Raw genomic sequence first — 15,904 nt, 5'->3', positions numbered from 1 at the left:
GGCATCCGCGAGAACCTTCAACACCCCCACCGAAGAAGGGTCACGGCAGACACGATGGCACCGAAGACGAAGGCGGCCGGAGACGGCAGCGGCCTGGTGGAGATGTCCTGGGATCCGATCACCCGGATCGTGGGCAGTCTCGGCATCCACACGAAGATCGACTTCAAGCAGAAGCGCGTGGCGGAGTGCTACAGCACCTCGTCGGTCTTCCGCGGCTACAGCGTCTTCATGCGCGGCAAGGACCCCCGCGACGCGCACTTCATCACCAGCCGCATCTGCGGGATCTGCGGCGACAACCACGCCACGTGTTCGGTGTACGCGCAGAACATGGCCTACGGGGTGAAGCCGCCCCACCTCGCCGAGTGGATCATCAACCTGGGCGAGGCCGCGGAGTACATGTTCGACCACAACATCTTCCAGGAGAACCTGGTCGGGGTCGACTACTGCGAGAAGATGGTCCGCGAGACCAACCCCGGCGTCCTGGAGCTGGCCGAGCGCACGCCCGCCCCGCACGCCGGAGAACACGGCTTCAAGACCATCGCCGACATCATGCGCTCCCTCAACCCCCTGGAGGGCGAGTTCTACCGCGAGGCCCTCCAGGTCAGCCGGTACACGCGTGAGATGTTCTGCCTGATGGAAGGGCGCCACGTGCATCCCTCCACCCTCTACCCGGGTGGCGTCGGCACCATCGCCTCCGTCCAGCTCTTCACGGACTACATGAGCCGCCTCATGCGGTACTGCGAGTTCATGAAGCGCGTCGTCCCGCTCCACGACGACCTGTTCGACTTCTTCTACGAGGCGCTGCCCGGCTACGAGGAAGTAGGCCGCCGACGCGTGCTGTTGGGCTGCTGGGGCGCGCTCAACGACCCGGAGTACTGTGACTTCACGTACGCCAACATGACCGACTGGGGACGGAAGATGTTCGTCACCCCGGGCGTCGTCGTCGACGGCAAGCTGGTCACCAACGACCTCACCGAGATCAATCTCGGCATCCGGATCCTGCTCGGCAGCTCGTACTACGACGACTGGCAGGGCCAGGAGAAGTTCGTCACCCACGACCCGCTCGGGAACCCGGTCGACGCCCGCCACCCCTGGAACCAGCACACCATCCCCGCGCCGCAGAAGCGCGACTTCGACGACAAGTACAGCTGGGTGATGTCCCCCCGCTGGTTCGACGGCAAGGACCACCTCCCCCTCGACACCGGCGGCGGCCCCCTGGCCCGCCTGTGGTCCACGGCCCTGTCCGGCCTGGTGAACACCGACTACGTCCAGGCCACCGGCCACAGCGTGGTCATCACCCTGCCGCGCACGATGACCAAGCCCGAGACCCGCTTCGAGTGGAAGATCCCGAAGTGGAGCAACGCGCTGGAGCGCAACCGCGCCCGCACGTACTTCCAGGCTTACGCGGCGGCCATCGCGCTGCACTGCGCCGAGAAGGGCCTCGCCGAGGTACGCGCCGGACGCACCCAGACCTGGGAGAAGTTCGAGGTTCCCGACGAGGGCCTGGGGGTCGGTTTCACCGAGGCGGTGCGCGGCGTCCTCTCGCACCACATGGTGATCCGCGACGGCAAGATCGCCAACTACCACCCCTACCCGCCGACCCCGTGGAACGCCAGCACCCGCGACACCTACGGCACCCCCGGACCGTACGAGGACGCCGTGCAGAACACGCCCATCTTCGAGGAGAACACCCCGGAGAACTTCAAGGGCATCGACATCATGCGCGCCGTGCGCAGCTTCGACCCCTGTCTGCCGTGCGGAGTCCACATGTACGTCGGCGGCGGCAAGACGATCAAGCAGATGCACGTTCCCACCGGACTGAGCGGACTGGGCGGATGAGCGCCCCCACCGACGCCCGCCGGGCGGGCCTGCGGGTCGAGGAGGTCCTGGACCGGCTGGCGGCCACCGGCGACCGCGAGGTGTGCGCGGCGGCCGAGGAACTGGTGCGCGTGCTCATGGACCTCTACGGCGCCGGGCTGGCGAGCATCACCACCCGCCTCGACGACCAGGCCCTCGCCACGCTCCTCGACGACGAGCTGGTCTCCGGGCTGCTGGCCCTGCACGACCTGCACCCCGAGGACGCCCACACCCGGATCGCGCGCGCCCTGGCGGCCGTACGGGAACCCGTGGAACTGGTCGGCTTCGACGAGGGCACGGGCGTGCTGCGCCTGCGCTCCGCCCCGAGTTCCGGCTGCGGCTGCGGAGGTGGCGACGACGGCGGCCGGCAGGCCGTCGAGGACGCGTTGGCGTCCTTCGCACCCGAGGTGACCGAGGTCCGGATGGAAGAGGCCGCACCGCAGCAGCCGCTGCTGCAGATCGGCGTCCGCCCGAACACCAGCCCGGCGCGGGTTTCGTGAGCGCGTCACAGGGCTGGGCACCGCCCGCCGCACGGACCGGCGGACCGCGCGGCCTGCGCCGGTTCGCCGGGCCGCGCGCCCCCCGCCCCGAGACCTGTGAACTGTGCGGGGTCGCGGTCGCCGAGGACGGGCACCGCCACCTGGTCGAGATCGAGAAGCGCGCCCTGGTGTGCGCCTGCACGGCCTGCGCCCTGCTGTTCGACCGACCCGGCGCGGCGACCGGACGCTACCGCGCCGTCCCGAACCGGTACCTCACCGACCCCGACCACCCGCTCGACGACGGGGTGTGGGAACAACTCCAGATCCCGGTCAGCGTCGCGTTCTTCTTCCGCAACGCCGCACTCGACCGACTCGTCGCGCTGTACCCCAGCCCCGCCGGCGCCACCGAGAGCGAACTCGACCCCGCCACCTGGCAGACCGCGCTCGGCGGCAACCCGCTGTCCGCGCTGCTCGAACCGGACGTCGAGGCGCTCCTGCTGCGGCGCGCCGAGGGGCGGACCGACTGCCACCTGGTACCCATCGACATCTGCTACGAACTCGTCGGCCGCATGCGCCTGTTGTGGCATGGCTTCGACGGCGGGTCCGAGGCGCGCGCCGCCCTCGCGGCCTTCTTCGAACAGGTCGAGCGCCGCGCCAAGACCCCGGTGAAGGAGGCGCGGCCGTGACGGAGTTCGGCTTCACCTGCACCGGCGTACGGGCCGACCCGTACGCCGCCGGCCCCACCCTCGTCTTCCGGCTGGCCATCACCGCCACCGAGCAGACCCGGATCCACGCCCTCGCCCTGCGCTGCCAGATCCGCATCGAACCGGCCCGACGCGGCTACGGACCGACCGAGGCCGAGGGCCTCGCCGACCTGTTCGGGGAACGCTCCCGGTGGGGCAACACCCTCCTGCCCGTCCAGTTCGCGCAGGTCACCCTCATGGTGCCCAGCTTCACCGGGTCCACCGAGATCGACCTGGTGGTGCCCTGCACCTACGACATGGACATCGCGGCGAGCCGCTACCTCGGCGCCCTGGAGGACGGCGAGGCACCCCTGCTCATGCTGTTCTCCGGCACCGCGTTCACCGGCGCCGGCGGCTTCCACGTCGAGCCCGTCCCCTGGGACCGCGAAGCCTCGTACCGCATGCCGGTCGCGGTCTGGCAGGAGATGATCGAGCAGCACTTCCCCGGCTGCGGATGGCTCAGACTGCCCCGCGACACCATGGACGAACTGCTCGCCTACCGTTCCCGACACGCCCTGGCGTCCTGGGAGGCCACCGTACGGGCCCTCCTGGACGCGGCGGCGGTTTCGGCCGTCGTCCCGGACGCGAAACCCTCACCGCAGGAACGCTTCCGGGCGGGCGCCCTGCCGCCGCGCCCCGCCGAGAGGACGGCCGCGCCGTGACGACGACCACCGGAACGACCGTCACCACCACGACGGCCGGCGCGGCGGGAACGTCCGCCCTCGAAGCCCGCTTCGCGATCGCCCGGCAGGTGGCCGACGCCGTGCTCTTCGAGGGGTACGTGCTCTACCCCTACCGGGCCTCGGCGGCCAAGAACCGCCTGCGGTGGCAGTTCGGCGTCCTCGTACCGCCCGCCTGGGCTCCCGCGCACGAGGAGCACTGCCTCCAACAGACCGAGATCCTGATGGAGCCGAAGGGCAACGCGACGCTCGCCGTCGAACTCCGCTTCCTGCACGCCCAACGGCGGACCGTCCAACAGGCCCGACCGGACGGATCGTTCACCGACGTGACGGAGCTGCACCTCGAGGACCGGGTCCTCGTCCCCTGGGACGAGGGAACCGAGGAACGCGTGGAGATGACCGTGGACGTGGCCGACCTCGCCGGGGAGGGCGTACTGGTCCCCGTCACCCGGCCCGCACGCGAGGAGACCGAGGACGTCCACGACGCGGACGGCCGGACCGTCGGCCGGCTGCTGCGCCGCACCGAGAACATCGAAGCGGTCGTCCGACTGCGCGCGAGCGAACTCGACTGCGCCTACCGCGCCTGGAAGCTGACCGCGGTGGTGGAGAACACCAGCGCGTGGACACCGGACGAGAACGGCGCCGATCGCGACGCCGCGCTGCCCCGCTCACTCGTCGCCGCGCACCTCCTGCTCGGCCTCGACAAGGGCTCCTTCCTGTCGATGACCGACCCGCCCGAATGGGCCAAGGGCGCCGTCGCCGCCTGCGTCAACCGACAGACCTGGCCCGTGCTCGCCGGCGAGCCCGGCCGCGCCGACGTGGTGCTCTCCTCCCCGATCATCCTGGAGGACCACCCCGGAATCGCCCCCGAGAGCATCGGCGCCATGTACGACGCCACCGAGATCGACGAGATCCTCGCGCTGCGCACCGCCGCCCTGACGGACCGGGAGAAGCGCGAGGCACGCGGCACCGACCCGAGGGCCGCAGCCGTGATCGACCTCGCCGAATCCATGCCGCCCGAGGTCCTCGAACGGCTGCACGGCGCGGTGCGGGGCCTGCGGGAGATCACCGACCCCGACATCCCGGTGGACACCCCGACCGGCCTCGAACCCTTCGAGGACCAGGCCGTGTTCCGCCCCGACACCCCCTGGTGGGACCCCGCCCACGCGGACCCCGTCGACCACGCCCGGGAGCCCGTCCTCGTGGACGGCGTACCGGTGGACGTCGGCAGCCGCGTGCTGCTGCGGCCGGGCCTGCGGCGCACCGACGCGCAGGACGTGTTCCTCCACGGCCGCCGCGCCCGCGTCGAGGCCGTGCTGCACGACGTGGACGGGGGAGTGCACCTCGCCGTCACGGTGGAGGACGATCCCGGCGCCGACATCAGGCGCGAGCAGGGCCGCTTCCTCTACTTCCAACCCGACGAGGTGACCGCCCCGGAGGGGCCCTCGGGCGACGTGAGCCCCCTGGAGGACACGTGAGCGGCGCGACCCTGATCGCGGGGATCGGAAACGTCTTCCTCGGCGACGACGGATTCGGTGTCGAGGTGGTGCGCGCCCTGTCCGCGCACCACCTGCCGGAGCATGTGGAGGTGGTGGACTTCGGTGTGCGCGGAGTACACCTCGCCTACCAACTGCTCGACGGCTACGACACCCTCGTGCTGGTGGACGCCACCGCGCGCGGCGGCGAGCCCGGCACGCTGTACCTCATCGAGGTCGACGAGCACGCCGGCGCCCCGATCGGCGGCGCCGTGCTCGACGGCCACCACATGTCGCCCGACGCGGTCCTCGCACTGCTGGGCACCCTCTGCGAGGGAACGGGCGGCACCCCGCCCCGACGCACGCTGGTGCTCGGCTGCGAACCCGCCTCCGTGGAGGAGGGCATGGGCCTCAGCGGCCCCGTGGCCGCCGCGGTCCCGGAGGCCGTGCGGACGCTCGTGGGACTGGCCCGGGAAGACCTGGTGACAACGGAGGAGAGAACCAAATGAAGAAGGAAGTCCTCTGCGGCGTGGCCCTGGCCGCCCTGTTCACGGTGGCCGTACTGGTCGCCCCCGACATCAAGCGTTACCTGCGGATGCGCAGGATGTGACGCCTCCCGCACCCCCTCGCACGCCCCGGCGCCCGAATGGCGTACGGGGCGTGCGGCGCGTCGGCGTGCCCGCCCGTACCGTCCCCCGCCTGCCGGTCTAATGAGCCCCGGCAGGACGGAGCCCCGATGCACGAGATGTCGATCGCCATGGCCGTGGTGAGCCAGGTGGAAGAAGCAGCCCAGGCCGGCGGGGCGCGCGTGGTGACCTCGGTCCGCCTCGAAGTCGGCGAGCTGGCCGGCGTGGTACCCGACGCACTCGCCTTCTGTTTCGAACTGGCCTGTGCCGGAACGGTTCTGGAGGGCGCCGCACTCGTCACCGAGCCCGTGGCGGCCCGCGCGCGCTGCCACTCCTGTACGGACGACTGGGCGGTCGGCATGCCGCCCGAACTCTGTTGCCCCGGATGCGGCAAGGCCACCGACGTGGAACTCACCGCCGGCCGTGAGCTGCGGATCCTCTCCGTGAACTGGGAGGACTGCCCCGCCCCCGACCCCGACCCCGCCCCCGCGCGCCACCGCCAACCGATCCCCGAGGAGCGCTGAACATGTGCCGAGTCGTCGACCTCAAGCAGGCGGTGCTGGCCAAGAACGACGAAGCCGCCCGGACCCTGCGCGCCGAACTCGCCGCCCGCGGCACCACGGTCGTCAACCTGCTCTCCAGCCCGGGCAGCGGCAAGACGGCGTTGCTGGAGCGCGAGCTGCTGCTCGCCCGTGAGCGGGGAGTGGCCGTCGCCGCCCTCACCGCCGACCTCGCCACCGAGAACGACGCGGTACGGCTGGCCCGTTCCGGCGTTCCCGTCAAGCAGGTGCTCACCGACGGGCTGTGCCACCTGGAAGCCGGGATGCTGAGCCGGCACCTGGACGGCTGGATGCCCGACGACACCCGGCTGCTCTTCGTGGAGAACGTCGGCAATCTGGTCTGCCCTGCCTCCTACGACCTCGGGGAGTCCCTGAGGGTCGTCCTCGCCTCCGTGACCGAGGGCGAGGACAAGCCGCTCAAGTACCCCACCGCCTTCGGGCTCGCCCACCTCGTGATCGTCACCAAGACCGACATCGCCAAGGCCGTCGAGTTCGACGAGGACGCCTTCCGCGCCCACGTACAGCAGGTCAACCCGGGCGTCGAGGTGGTCCTCACGTCCGCCCGCGCGGACGAGGGCGTCGGCCTCCTGCTGGACCGCGCCTTGGCCGTCGGGGCGGGCGCGACGGTCCACGCACCGGTCATGGCGGGGCGGGTCGACGGACACCTCGACCACCACCACGGGGCGCACGACCACGGTCACGACCACGACCACGACCACGGGGCCGATCACAGCCACGACCACGACCACGGTCACGTGCGTCCGCATCGGCGTGCCGACGCGGCAGCGACGCAGACCCGCTGATGGAGGCGGTGCAACGGCGCCGGGTCACCGTCCGGGGCGTGGTCCAGGGCGTCGGATTCCGCCCGTACGTCTACACCCGGGCCATCGCCCTCGGCCTGGCCGGGCACGTCACCAACACCCCCGAAGGCGTCGTCGCCGAGGTCGAGGGCGCCTCGGCGGCGGTCTCGGAGTTCTGTGAGCGGCTCGCCGCCTGCGCCCCGCCGTTGGCCGTCGTGGACGCCGTCGACCACTGCGAGGTACCCGTCGCGGGCGGCACCGGCTTCACCATCGTCGCCTCCAGGGGCGGCGGTCCCGCCCGCACGCTGGTCTCGCCCGACGTGGCGACCTGCGCGGACTGCCTCGCGGAGCTGGTCGATCCGGCCGACCGACGACACCGCCACCCCTTCATCACCTGCACGCACTGCGGGCCCCGGTTCACCATCGTCACCGGCCTGCCGTACGACCGTGCCCACACCACGATGGCCCGCTTCCCGATGTGCCCGGACTGCGCCCGGGAGTACACCGACCCCGCCGACCGCCGCTTCCACGCCCAGCCGGTCGCCTGCCCGGCCTGCGGCCCCCGGTTGAGGCTCCTCGTCGGCTCACCGCCCCGGGAGCAGGCGGCAGGCGAACCCGCGGCCGGGGATCCGGTGGCCGCGGCGCGCCGGCTCCTGGCCGGCGGGGCGATCCTCGCGGTCAAGGGCCTCGGCGGATACCACCTCGCCTGCGACGCGGCGCGACCCGCGGCGGTGGCGGAACTGCGCCGCCGCAAGGGCCGGGGCGACAAGCCCTTCGCCCTGATGGCCCGCGACCTCGCCGACGTCGAACCCCACGTCCACATCGGTCCACGGGAACGGAGCCTGCTCACCGGGGCCGTACGCCCCATCGTGTTGCTGCGCCGTCGCGCCGCCGCCGCCGAACTGGTGGGGGTCGCCCCGGGCAATCCGGACCTCGGCGTGATGCTCCCGTACACACCGCTGCACCACCTTCTGCTCGGGCTGCCCGGCGACCCTCCCGGGCCCCGCCTGCTCGTCATGACCAGCGGCAACCTGGCCGGCGAACCGATCGTGACCGACGACGCCGAGGCCCTGGAACGGCTCGGCCGGTTGGCCGACGCCTGGCTCACGCACGACCGTCCCATCCACGTCCCCTGCGACGACTCGGTGATCCGGGTCCTGGACGGGGAGCCGCTGATCGTGCGGCGCTCGCGCGGCCACGCACCCCTGCCCCTGGACCTCCCGTTCCCGGTGCCCGCGACGCTGGCCGTCGGGGGAGACCTGAAGAACACCTTCTGCCTCGGCGAGGGCCGGCGGGCCTGGCTGTCCGCCCACATCGGCGACATGGACGACCTCGCCACGCAGAACGCCTTCGCCGGCGCGGTGCGCCAACTGGAAGGCATCACCGGCGTCGCCCCCGCCCTGCTCGCGGCCGACCGGCACCCCGGCTACCGCTCGGCGCTCTGGGCCGTCCGCAACGCCGCGGACCGGCCCGTGATCGGCGTCCAGCACCACCACGCGCACGTCGCCGCCGCCATGGCCGAGCACGGTCTGGGCGCGGACCGCCGGGTGATCGGCGTCGCGTTCGACGGTACGGGCCACGGCGACGACGGGGCCGTGTGGGGCGGGGAGTTCCTCCTCGCCGGCTACGCGGGTCACACCCGGTTCGCGCACCTCGCGTACGTCCCGCTGCCCGGTGGTGACGCCGCCGTGCGACGCCCGTACCGCATGGCGCTGTCCCATCTTCGGGCGGCGGGACTCGACAGGTCGCCGGACCTGCCGTGCGTGGCGGTCTGCCCTCCGGATGAACTGCGCGTACTGGAAGCCCAGTTGCGTGCCGACCTCAACTGCGTGCCGACCTCTTCCATGGGTCGGCTCTTCGACGCCGTCTCCTCGCTGGCGGGCATCTGCCACCACGCGGGCTACGAGGCCCAGGCGGCGATCGAGCTGGAGGCCGCGGCGCGCACGGCCCGGGAAGCCGGCGGCGCACCCGGAAAGGCGCACGAGGGGTACTCCTTCGTCCTGCGGCCCGCCGTGGCCGGGACCGGGACCGTTCCCGATGCCGCCGTCCACCCCGATCCTCCGATGACCGTCGACCCGGGGCCCGTGCTCGCGGCCGTGGTGGCCGACGTGCGTGCGGGGACGTCGGCGTCGCTGATCGGCGCGCGCTTCCACCGCGCCGTCACGGACCTGGTGACCGAGGTCTGCGTCGCCGCCCGGGAGCGGCACGGCCTGGACACCGTCGCCCTCACGGGCGGGGTGTTCGCCAACACCCTCCTCTCCTCGGCCTGCGCCGAGGCCCTGAGGGGGCGCGGCTTCACGGTACTGCGTCACCACCGAGTGCCCCCGAACGACGGGGGACTGGCGCTCGGGCAACTCATGGTGGCGGCGGCCCGCACCACCGAACACCCACAGCGAGGAGAAGCCCATGTGCCTGGCGGTACCCGGCAGAGTGGTTGAGATCGCGGAGGAGAACGGCACCCGCATGGCCACCGTCGACTTCGGCGGAGTGGTCAAGGAAGTGTGCCTGGAGTACCTGCCGGACCTCCAGGTGGGCGAGTACGCCATCGTCCACGTCGGCTTCGCGCTCCAGCGCCTGGACGAGGAGTCGGCCAGGCAGACCCTGGAACTCTTCGCCCAACTCGGCATGCTGCAAGAGGAGTTCGGGGACCCCTGGGAGCAGGCGGCGGAGGCGGGCGGAGCGCCCTGGCCGTTCGAGGACGACGAGTCGGACGCCGTCGCCGACCCGGCGGTCGTGGGACCGGTCGACGGCGGGCACGTATCACAGGAGGCGCGGCAGCAGTGAAGTACATCGAGGAGTTCCAGGACCCCGAGCTCGCCCGCCGGCTCCTGGACGACATCCACGCCACCGTCACCCGCCCCTGGGCGCTGATGGAGGTGTGCGGAGGGCAGACCCACACCATCATCAGGCATGGCATCGATCAACTCCTCCCCGAACAGGTCGAGTTGATCCACGGCCCCGGCTGTCCGGTGTGCGTCACCCCACTGGAGGTCATCGACAAGGCCCTGGAGATCGCCTCCCGGCCCGACGTGATCTTCTGCTCGTTCGGGGACATGCTCCGCGTCCCCGGGACCGGCCGCGACCTCTTCCAGGTCCGCAGCGAGGGCGGCGACGTACGCGTCGTCTACTCCCCGCTCGACGCCCTGAAGATCGCCCGGCAGAACCCGGCCAAGGAGGTCGTCTTCTTCGGGATCGGCTTCGAGACCACCGCCCCGCCCAACGCCATGACGGTCCACCAGGCCCGGAAGCTCGGCATCCGCAACTTCAGCCTGCTCGTCTCCCACGTGCGCGTCCCCCCGGCCATCGAGGCGATCATGCAGTCGCCGAGCTGCCGCGTCCAGGCCTTCCTGGCCGCCGGGCACGTGTGCAGCGTCATGGGCATGGGGGAGTACCCGGAGCTGGCCGCCCGGCACCGGGTCCCGATCGTGGTGACGGGCTTCGAGCCGCTGGACATCCTCGAAGGCGTACGGCGTGCCGTGCGCCAGCTCGAACGCGGCGAGCACACCGTGGACAACGCCTACGCGCGCGCCGTCCGCCCCGAGGGCAACCCGGCGGCCATCGCCATGCTGGAGGACGTCTTCGAGGTCACCGACCGCGCCTGGCGCGGCATCGGCGTCATCCCCGACAGCGGCTGGCGGCTCTCCGAACGCTACCGGGACCACGACGCCGAACACCGCTTCTCCGTCACCGGCATCACCACCCGCGAGCCCGCGGAATGCCGCAGCGGCGAGGTCCTCCAAGGCCTCATCAAGCCGAACCAGTGCGAGGCCTTCGGCACCACCTGTACGCCGCGCAACCCCCTCGGCGCCACCATGGTGTCCAGCGAGGGCGCCTGCGCCGCGTACTACCTCTACCGCAGGCTCGACCTCACCCCGGTCCGCGCCGCCGACCCCATCGCACGGACCACACCGCTGGAGGCGAGCCCCGTTGCCTGAGACCACCACCCTCGACGTCACCGGCTGGACCTGCCCGGCCCCCCTGCGGGACCGCCCCCGCGTGGTGATGGGCCACGGCGGAGGCGGCGCGCTCTCCGCCGAACTGGTGCGACACCTCTTCGCCCCGGCGTTCGGCGGCGAGGTGCTGGCCCAGATGGGCGACGCCGCCGCGGTCACCCTCGGCGGCGCCCGACTGGCCTTCTCCACCGACTCGTACGTGGTCCGGCCGCTGTTCTTCCCCGGCGGCGACATCGGCGACCTCGCCGTCAACGGCACCGTCAACGACCTGGCGATGGCCGGTGCCCGCGCCGCGTACCTGTCCTGCGGGTTCATCCTCGAAGAAGGCGTCGAGATGTCCGTGGTGGCCCGGGTGGCGCGCTCCATGGGCGTGGCCGCCCGCGCCGCCGGCGTGGAGATCGCGACGGGTGACACCAAGGTCGTCGAGTCGGGCCGCGGCGACGGCGTCTACGTGAACACGGCCGGCATCGGCCTCGTCCCGGACGGCGTGGACCTGCGCGCACAGCGCGTCGTGCCCGGCGACGTGGTCATCGTCAGCGGTGAGATCGGACTGCACGGCGTGGCCGTCATGAGCGTGCGCGAGGGCCTGGAATTCGGGGTGGACATCGAGAGCGACTGCGCGGCGCTCGGCGGCCTCGTCGAGGCCATGCTCGCGGTCACCCCCGACCTGCACGTGCTCCGCGACCCCACCCGGGGCGGGGTCGCGGCCGCCCTCAACGAGATCGCGGCAGCCTCCGGGACCGGTGTGGTCATCCAGGAGGGCAAGGTCCCGATCCCGGACCCCGTCGCGAACGCCTGCGCGATCCTCGGCCTCGACCCCCTGTACGTGGCGAACGAGGGGAAGCTGGTGGCGTTCGTACCGCGCGAGCACGCCGACGCGGTCCTCGACGCGATGCGCGCCCACCCGCTGGGACGCCACGCCGCGGTGATCGGGGAGGCGGTGGAGGCCCACCCCGGTCTCGTCGTCGCCCGCACGGGTCTGGGCGGGACGCGCGTGGTGGACCTGCCGCTCGGGGAGCAACTGCCACGGATCTGCTGATCCGCGGGGCGCCCGGTCTCCCGTAGCGCCGGAAGAAGGGATGATGTTCGACATGACTTTCGAACATCCCGCCGAGAAGAACGAGGACGGCCACGTCGGTCCTTTCGAGAAGCTGGCCGAGCTTGCCTCCAACTTCACGAGCTCGGCGGCCTTCTTCGTGGTGTGCGTGGCCCTGGTGGTCAACGTCGTGGTCGTGCACGCCCTCCACCTGTCCACGAGCTGGCAGCACCTCGCGGGCGACGCCGTGGCCTCCGTCGCCCTGCTCCTGCTGGCCCTGCTGAAGAACTCCGAACGGCGGGCCGAGCACGCCATCCAGCGCAAGCTCGACGCCATCGCCGCCGCGCTGCTGGAACAGCACTCGGGCAAGGCCGGCTCGGCGCACGAGGAGCTGGAGAAGGCGATCGGGATCGAGGAGCGTCAGTGACATGTCGGCGGACATACCCGTGCGGGAACTGTGGGACAGGACCCATCTGGCGCTGTTGCCCTGGACCCGCGTACCGGTGGGTGACCTGCACGCACGGTGCGGGGAGGCGGTGACCTCGGCGCTCGCAGCGCCGTGGGACGGCTGCGACGACGAACTCCTCGACGCGCCGGCCACCGACGGGCAGATCCACGCGATCGTCGCCGCCCGCAGGACGTACGGGCTCGGATGGCGTGACGCGGTCCTCGGCGATGTCGCGGCAGACGCCCGGGCCGCGGGGCTGGGCAACGGCCCCGGCGGCCTGTGGACACCCGCCGAGCACTGGAACCACGGCCGAGGACGAGCGTTCCGGCCCACGCTTCGCCAGAACCTGGAGTTCTTCTCGACACATCCGTGGGCCGCGGAGTTGGAACACCTGCGGACCGTGCGGCACGCCGTCGAGGCCTCCTCGGCGCAGCCGCGCGCCACGCTCGCACTGCTCTTCCGCACGGCCTGGACGAACAACGCCACCGAACGCCGGGGATGGGATGACGCCGAGTGGTGGCAGTACCTGGAGATCGAAGCCCTGACGTCCTGGGCGGTGGTCGCCCTGGGCCTGCCCCACGATCCGGCGGGCGCGGGAACGGCTGTGGAGGAAGCCGCCGAGGCGGTGAGCCCACCCGGCTGGACCTGGTCCGGGGCGGGTCTGCCGGACGGATTCCTGGACACGGCCTTCGCCGCACTGGGCCTGTGACACCCGGCGGGCCCGGCGGTGCGCCCCGGCGGCGGTGAGGCGCATCCGCCGGCCGGGAGGAGTCCGGAGCCGAAGCCGCCGTCGAAGACACCACGATCGTCCCCGACGGCGGCCACCCCCAGACTCGGGGAACGCTCAGTCGATACAGAACTCGTTGTCCTCGATGTCCAGCATCGGGATGCACGAATCAGTGCCGTCGTACAGCGTCCGCACGTGTACCGCGCCGAGCGGGACCAATCGTGCGCGCTCGGCTTCGAGCGCGGCGAGGCGCTCTTCACCCACCAGTCCGGTACCGACCCGTACATCGAGGTGCAGCCGGTTCTTGGCGGCCTTCCCTTCGGGTACCCGCTGGAAGTACAACCGCGGGCCCACGCCCGAGGGATCAACGCAGGCGAACCACGCGTCCCGCTGCTCGGGCGGCTGCGAGCCCTTGTACTCGTCCCAGGTGGCGAACCCCTCCGGGGGCGCCGGGATGACGTACCCCAGTACCTCGCACCAGAAGCGAGCGAGGCGCTCTGGTTCCGCACAGTCGAAGGTGACTTGGAACTTCTTGATCGCTGACATCGGCGCACCGTAGCAGGGGCCACTCTCGACCCCGAGATCGGTTGCGGCAGAGCCTCAGGCGTCGACGCCCGAGAGGGGATCACCGCCCGAGGTGGAGTCGGGGGCCGCCGCCGCTGCCAGGGCGGCGTTGCGGCGACCGACGACGACGGTCGCCGCGGCCGCGCTGAGCGCGAACGCCACGACCAGCACGGCGGGTCGGTCCAGCCGGTGCCGGGTGAAGTGGTCGACGGAGTAGCGGCCCGGCCCGGCGAGTCCCAGTCCGGCCGCCACGTAGCCGAGGAAGGCCGGGTACTCGAAGCCCCCGCCCTGCGCGAAGAACCCCGCCGGCGCGTGCACCGACACGGCGCCCGCCATCGCGCCCGCCGCGGCGGCGCCCGCCGCCGGGGTCGCGAGCCCGAGCGCCAACAGGGCCCCACCGCCCGCCTCGCCGAGTCCCGCCGCGAGCGCGCTCGGCCGGCCGGGGGCGAAGCCCATGTGCTCCATCGCCTTCGCGGTGCCGTCGAGGCCGCCACCGCCGAACCAGCCGAAGAGCTTCTGCGTGCCGTGTGCCATCAGCACGCCGCCCGCCCCCAGTCTCAGGGCGAGCAGTCCGAGGTCCTTGCGCCGGTGGATGTCCATGAGGCCGGGCCCTTTCCGTGGGCGTGACGGTGAGCGGGGGAGCGTTCGGGGGTCGGTCGTGCCGGGTCCCAGCTTGACGGGGGCGCGCGGCCCGCGCATCCGATGCGTACGCCGGAAGGGGCCCCCGGCCCCGCGCGTCACACGGGGGCGGATGGACGCAGCGACTGCCTGACGGCCCAGGCCACCGACACCAGCGGCACCGCGACCACGGCGCCGACGACGCCCGCGGCGATGGCGCCGGCCACCACCGACAGGGCCACGACCACAGGATGCAGCCGCACCGCCCAACTCATCACGAGCGGATGCAGCAGATGGCCCTCGATCTGCCCGATGACCACGATCAGCACGACCACCAGGCACGCCACCAGCGGCCCCTTCGCGGCCAGGGCGATGACGGCGGCCACCGCGAGGGCGACGGGGGATCCGATCAGCGGGATGAACGCGGCGAAGAACTCCAACAACGCGAGCGGTACGGCGAGCGGCACCCCCAACGCGAACAGCGCGACACCGACGAGGATCGCGTTCGTCCCGGCGACGAGCAGGATGCCGTGCGTGTATCCGGTGAACGTCCGCCACGCCGCCCGGCCGGCGGTCGCCACCCGGTCCGCGGCGGTCGGCGGGAGCTGGGTGCAGAACCAGGCCCACTGCCGATCGCCCGAGTGGATGAAGAAGACCGAGCAGAACAGCGCCAGGGCGATCACGGTGAAGATCTCCACGAGCCGGCCGGCGCCACTGACCGCGGTACTGAGCAGGGTCGACCGGTGGCTCGACAGGTAGGAGGTGATGCGTGCCTGCAAGTCGTCCAGCGCGTGGGGGTCCAGCCGCAGCGGCGGCTGCTCCAGCCAACGCTGGATCCGACCCAGGCCGTCCTTGAACTCCGCGAGCAGGTTGGTCCACTCGGAGGCGATCGTCTCGCCGACGAACGCGAAAGCGCCGAGCAGCAGCAGGATGCTGCCGATCAGGGCGCACGCGACGGCGAGCGGGCGGGGCATCCACCGGGCCAGGAGACCCGTCAGGGGACGGAGGACCGCGGTGACCACGAGCCCGAGGAAGACGGCCACGCCGACCTCGTGGAACCGGCCCAGGACCACGAACACCGCGTACGTCACGGCCCCCACGGCCAGCAGCCGCCAGGAGTACGCGGCGACCGTGCGCAGCAGCGGGGAGACGTGGGGCGTGCCCGCCGTGAGCGGAGGTCGCGGACGGCGGGGGCGGCCGGTCGCGCGCGGGCGGGCCGGCCGGGGTGCCGACCGCGCCGCGGATCGCCTGGTCATGGCAGTGCCCCACCTCCGGAAGTGTTCCTCGACTCGTTCCACGGCACGCCGCGGCCCCCGCGGGCTCGCCGCCACATTCGCC

General features: G+C 72.2%; 18 protein-coding genes. 15 read left to right on the top strand and 3 right to left on the bottom strand.

Translation table 11 applies throughout. The annotated features are described in order from the left end of the window. Window positions 1-54: 54 nt before the first annotated feature. The 15 genes from ACFYW3_RS22340 (at window position 55) to ACFYW3_RS22270 (ending at window position 13,366) form a co-directional block, all read left to right on the top strand. Window positions 55-1,839 (top strand): nickel-dependent hydrogenase large subunit, encoded by a 1,785-nt coding sequence (locus ACFYW3_RS22340; protein ID WP_351758472.1) that lies wholly within the window; start codon window positions 55-57, stop codon window positions 1,837-1,839. After that, entirely contained in the window at window positions 1,836-2,357 is a 522-nt protein-coding gene (locus ACFYW3_RS22335; protein ID WP_389387071.1) for a hypothetical protein, read from the top strand. The genes ACFYW3_RS22340 and ACFYW3_RS22335 overlap by 4 nt, the downstream gene beginning before the upstream one ends. Next, entirely contained in the window at window positions 2,354-3,022 is a 669-nt protein-coding gene (locus ACFYW3_RS22330; protein ID WP_351758466.1) for a DUF5947 family protein, read from the top strand. The genes ACFYW3_RS22335 and ACFYW3_RS22330 overlap by 4 nt, the downstream gene beginning before the upstream one ends. Continuing rightward, window positions 3,019-3,741: a DUF6084 family protein gene (locus tag ACFYW3_RS22325; RefSeq protein ID WP_351758463.1), complete on the top strand. Its 723-nt coding sequence runs from the start codon at window positions 3,019-3,021 to the stop codon at window positions 3,739-3,741. The genes ACFYW3_RS22330 and ACFYW3_RS22325 overlap by 4 nt, the downstream gene beginning before the upstream one ends. Further along, window positions 3,738-5,237, top strand: coding sequence for a hypothetical protein (locus ACFYW3_RS22320; protein WP_389387070.1), 1,500 nt, complete (start codon window positions 3,738-3,740; stop codon window positions 5,235-5,237). Before ACFYW3_RS22325 ends, ACFYW3_RS22320 begins: the two co-directional genes overlap by 4 nt. Continuing rightward, a complete protein-coding gene (locus tag ACFYW3_RS22315) occupies window positions 5,234-5,743 on the top strand; it encodes a hydrogenase maturation protease (protein WP_389387069.1) in 510 nt (169 codons plus the stop codon). Before ACFYW3_RS22320 ends, ACFYW3_RS22315 begins: the two co-directional genes overlap by 4 nt. After that, on the top strand, window positions 5,740-5,844 hold the full coding sequence (locus ACFYW3_RS22310) for a DUF6893 family small protein (protein WP_371591520.1): 105 nt from the start codon (window positions 5,740-5,742) through the stop codon (window positions 5,842-5,844). The genes ACFYW3_RS22315 and ACFYW3_RS22310 overlap by 4 nt, the downstream gene beginning before the upstream one ends. A gap of 126 nt (window positions 5,845-5,970) precedes the next feature. Further along, a complete protein-coding gene (hypA, locus tag ACFYW3_RS22305; protein ID WP_389387068.1) occupies window positions 5,971-6,384 on the top strand; it encodes a hydrogenase maturation nickel metallochaperone HypA in 414 nt (137 codons plus the stop codon). Between the two features lie 2 nt (window positions 6,385-6,386). Next, window positions 6,387-7,223: a hydrogenase nickel incorporation protein HypB gene (gene hypB, locus ACFYW3_RS22300; RefSeq protein WP_389387067.1), complete on the top strand. Its 837-nt coding sequence runs from the start codon at window positions 6,387-6,389 to the stop codon at window positions 7,221-7,223. Further along, window positions 7,223-9,658, top strand: coding sequence for a carbamoyltransferase HypF (gene hypF / locus ACFYW3_RS22295; RefSeq protein ID WP_389387066.1), 2,436 nt, complete (start codon window positions 7,223-7,225; stop codon window positions 9,656-9,658). The genes hypB and hypF overlap by 1 nt, the downstream gene beginning before the upstream one ends. Further along, window positions 9,627-10,004, top strand: coding sequence for a HypC/HybG/HupF family hydrogenase formation chaperone (locus ACFYW3_RS22290; protein ID WP_351758447.1), 378 nt, complete (start codon window positions 9,627-9,629; stop codon window positions 10,002-10,004). Before hypF ends, ACFYW3_RS22290 begins: the two co-directional genes overlap by 32 nt. Next, entirely contained in the window at window positions 10,001-11,155 is a 1,155-nt protein-coding gene (hypD, locus tag ACFYW3_RS22285; RefSeq protein ID WP_351758444.1) for a hydrogenase formation protein HypD, read from the top strand. The genes ACFYW3_RS22290 and hypD overlap by 4 nt, the downstream gene beginning before the upstream one ends. A gap of 67 nt (window positions 11,156-11,222) precedes the next feature. After that, on the top strand, window positions 11,223-12,212 hold the full coding sequence (hypE, locus tag ACFYW3_RS22280) for a hydrogenase expression/formation protein HypE (RefSeq protein WP_351758504.1): 990 nt from the start codon (window positions 11,223-11,225) through the stop codon (window positions 12,210-12,212). Window positions 12,213-12,264: 52 nt separating this feature from the next. Then, window positions 12,265-12,636 carry a low affinity iron permease family protein gene (locus ACFYW3_RS22275; protein WP_351758441.1) on the top strand — a complete coding sequence of 124 codons (372 nt, stop codon included), beginning with the start codon at window positions 12,265-12,267 and terminating at the stop codon, window positions 12,634-12,636. 1 nt (window position 12,637) lies between these two features. After that, the gene (locus ACFYW3_RS22270) at window positions 12,638-13,366 is read left to right on the top strand and encodes a hypothetical protein (RefSeq protein WP_389387065.1); all 729 of its coding nucleotides are present in this window, start codon (window positions 12,638-12,640) and stop codon (window positions 13,364-13,366) included. 135 nt (window positions 13,367-13,501) lie between these two features. On the opposite strand, the gene ACFYW3_RS22265 is transcribed toward ACFYW3_RS22270, so the two are convergent. The 3 genes from ACFYW3_RS22265 to ACFYW3_RS22255 all read right to left on the bottom strand — a co-directional run bounded on the left by ACFYW3_RS22265 (window position 13,502) and on the right by ACFYW3_RS22255 (window position 15,822). Continuing rightward, a complete protein-coding gene (locus tag ACFYW3_RS22265; RefSeq protein ID WP_351371092.1) occupies window positions 13,502-13,930 on the bottom strand; it encodes a VOC family protein in 429 nt (142 codons plus the stop codon). Window positions 13,931-13,984: 54 nt separating this feature from the next. After that, window positions 13,985-14,548 carry a DoxX family protein gene (locus ACFYW3_RS22260; protein ID WP_389387064.1) on the bottom strand — a complete coding sequence of 188 codons (564 nt, stop codon included), beginning with the start codon at window positions 14,546-14,548 and terminating at the stop codon, window positions 13,985-13,987. A 137-nt stretch (window positions 14,549-14,685) separates the two neighbouring features. After that, the gene (locus ACFYW3_RS22255; RefSeq protein ID WP_351758433.1) at window positions 14,686-15,822 is read right to left on the bottom strand and encodes an AI-2E family transporter; all 1,137 of its coding nucleotides are present in this window, start codon (window positions 15,820-15,822) and stop codon (window positions 14,686-14,688) included. Window positions 15,823-15,904: the final 82 nt, after the last annotated feature.

The sequence above is a fragment of the Streptomyces sp. NPDC002602 genome (genome assembly GCF_042889445.1).
Lineage (GTDB): Bacteria > Actinomycetota > Actinomycetes > Streptomycetales > Streptomycetaceae > Streptomyces.
The sequence above is the reverse complement of the archived record's forward strand: the minus strand, read 5'-3'. Positions and strand labels throughout refer to the sequence as shown.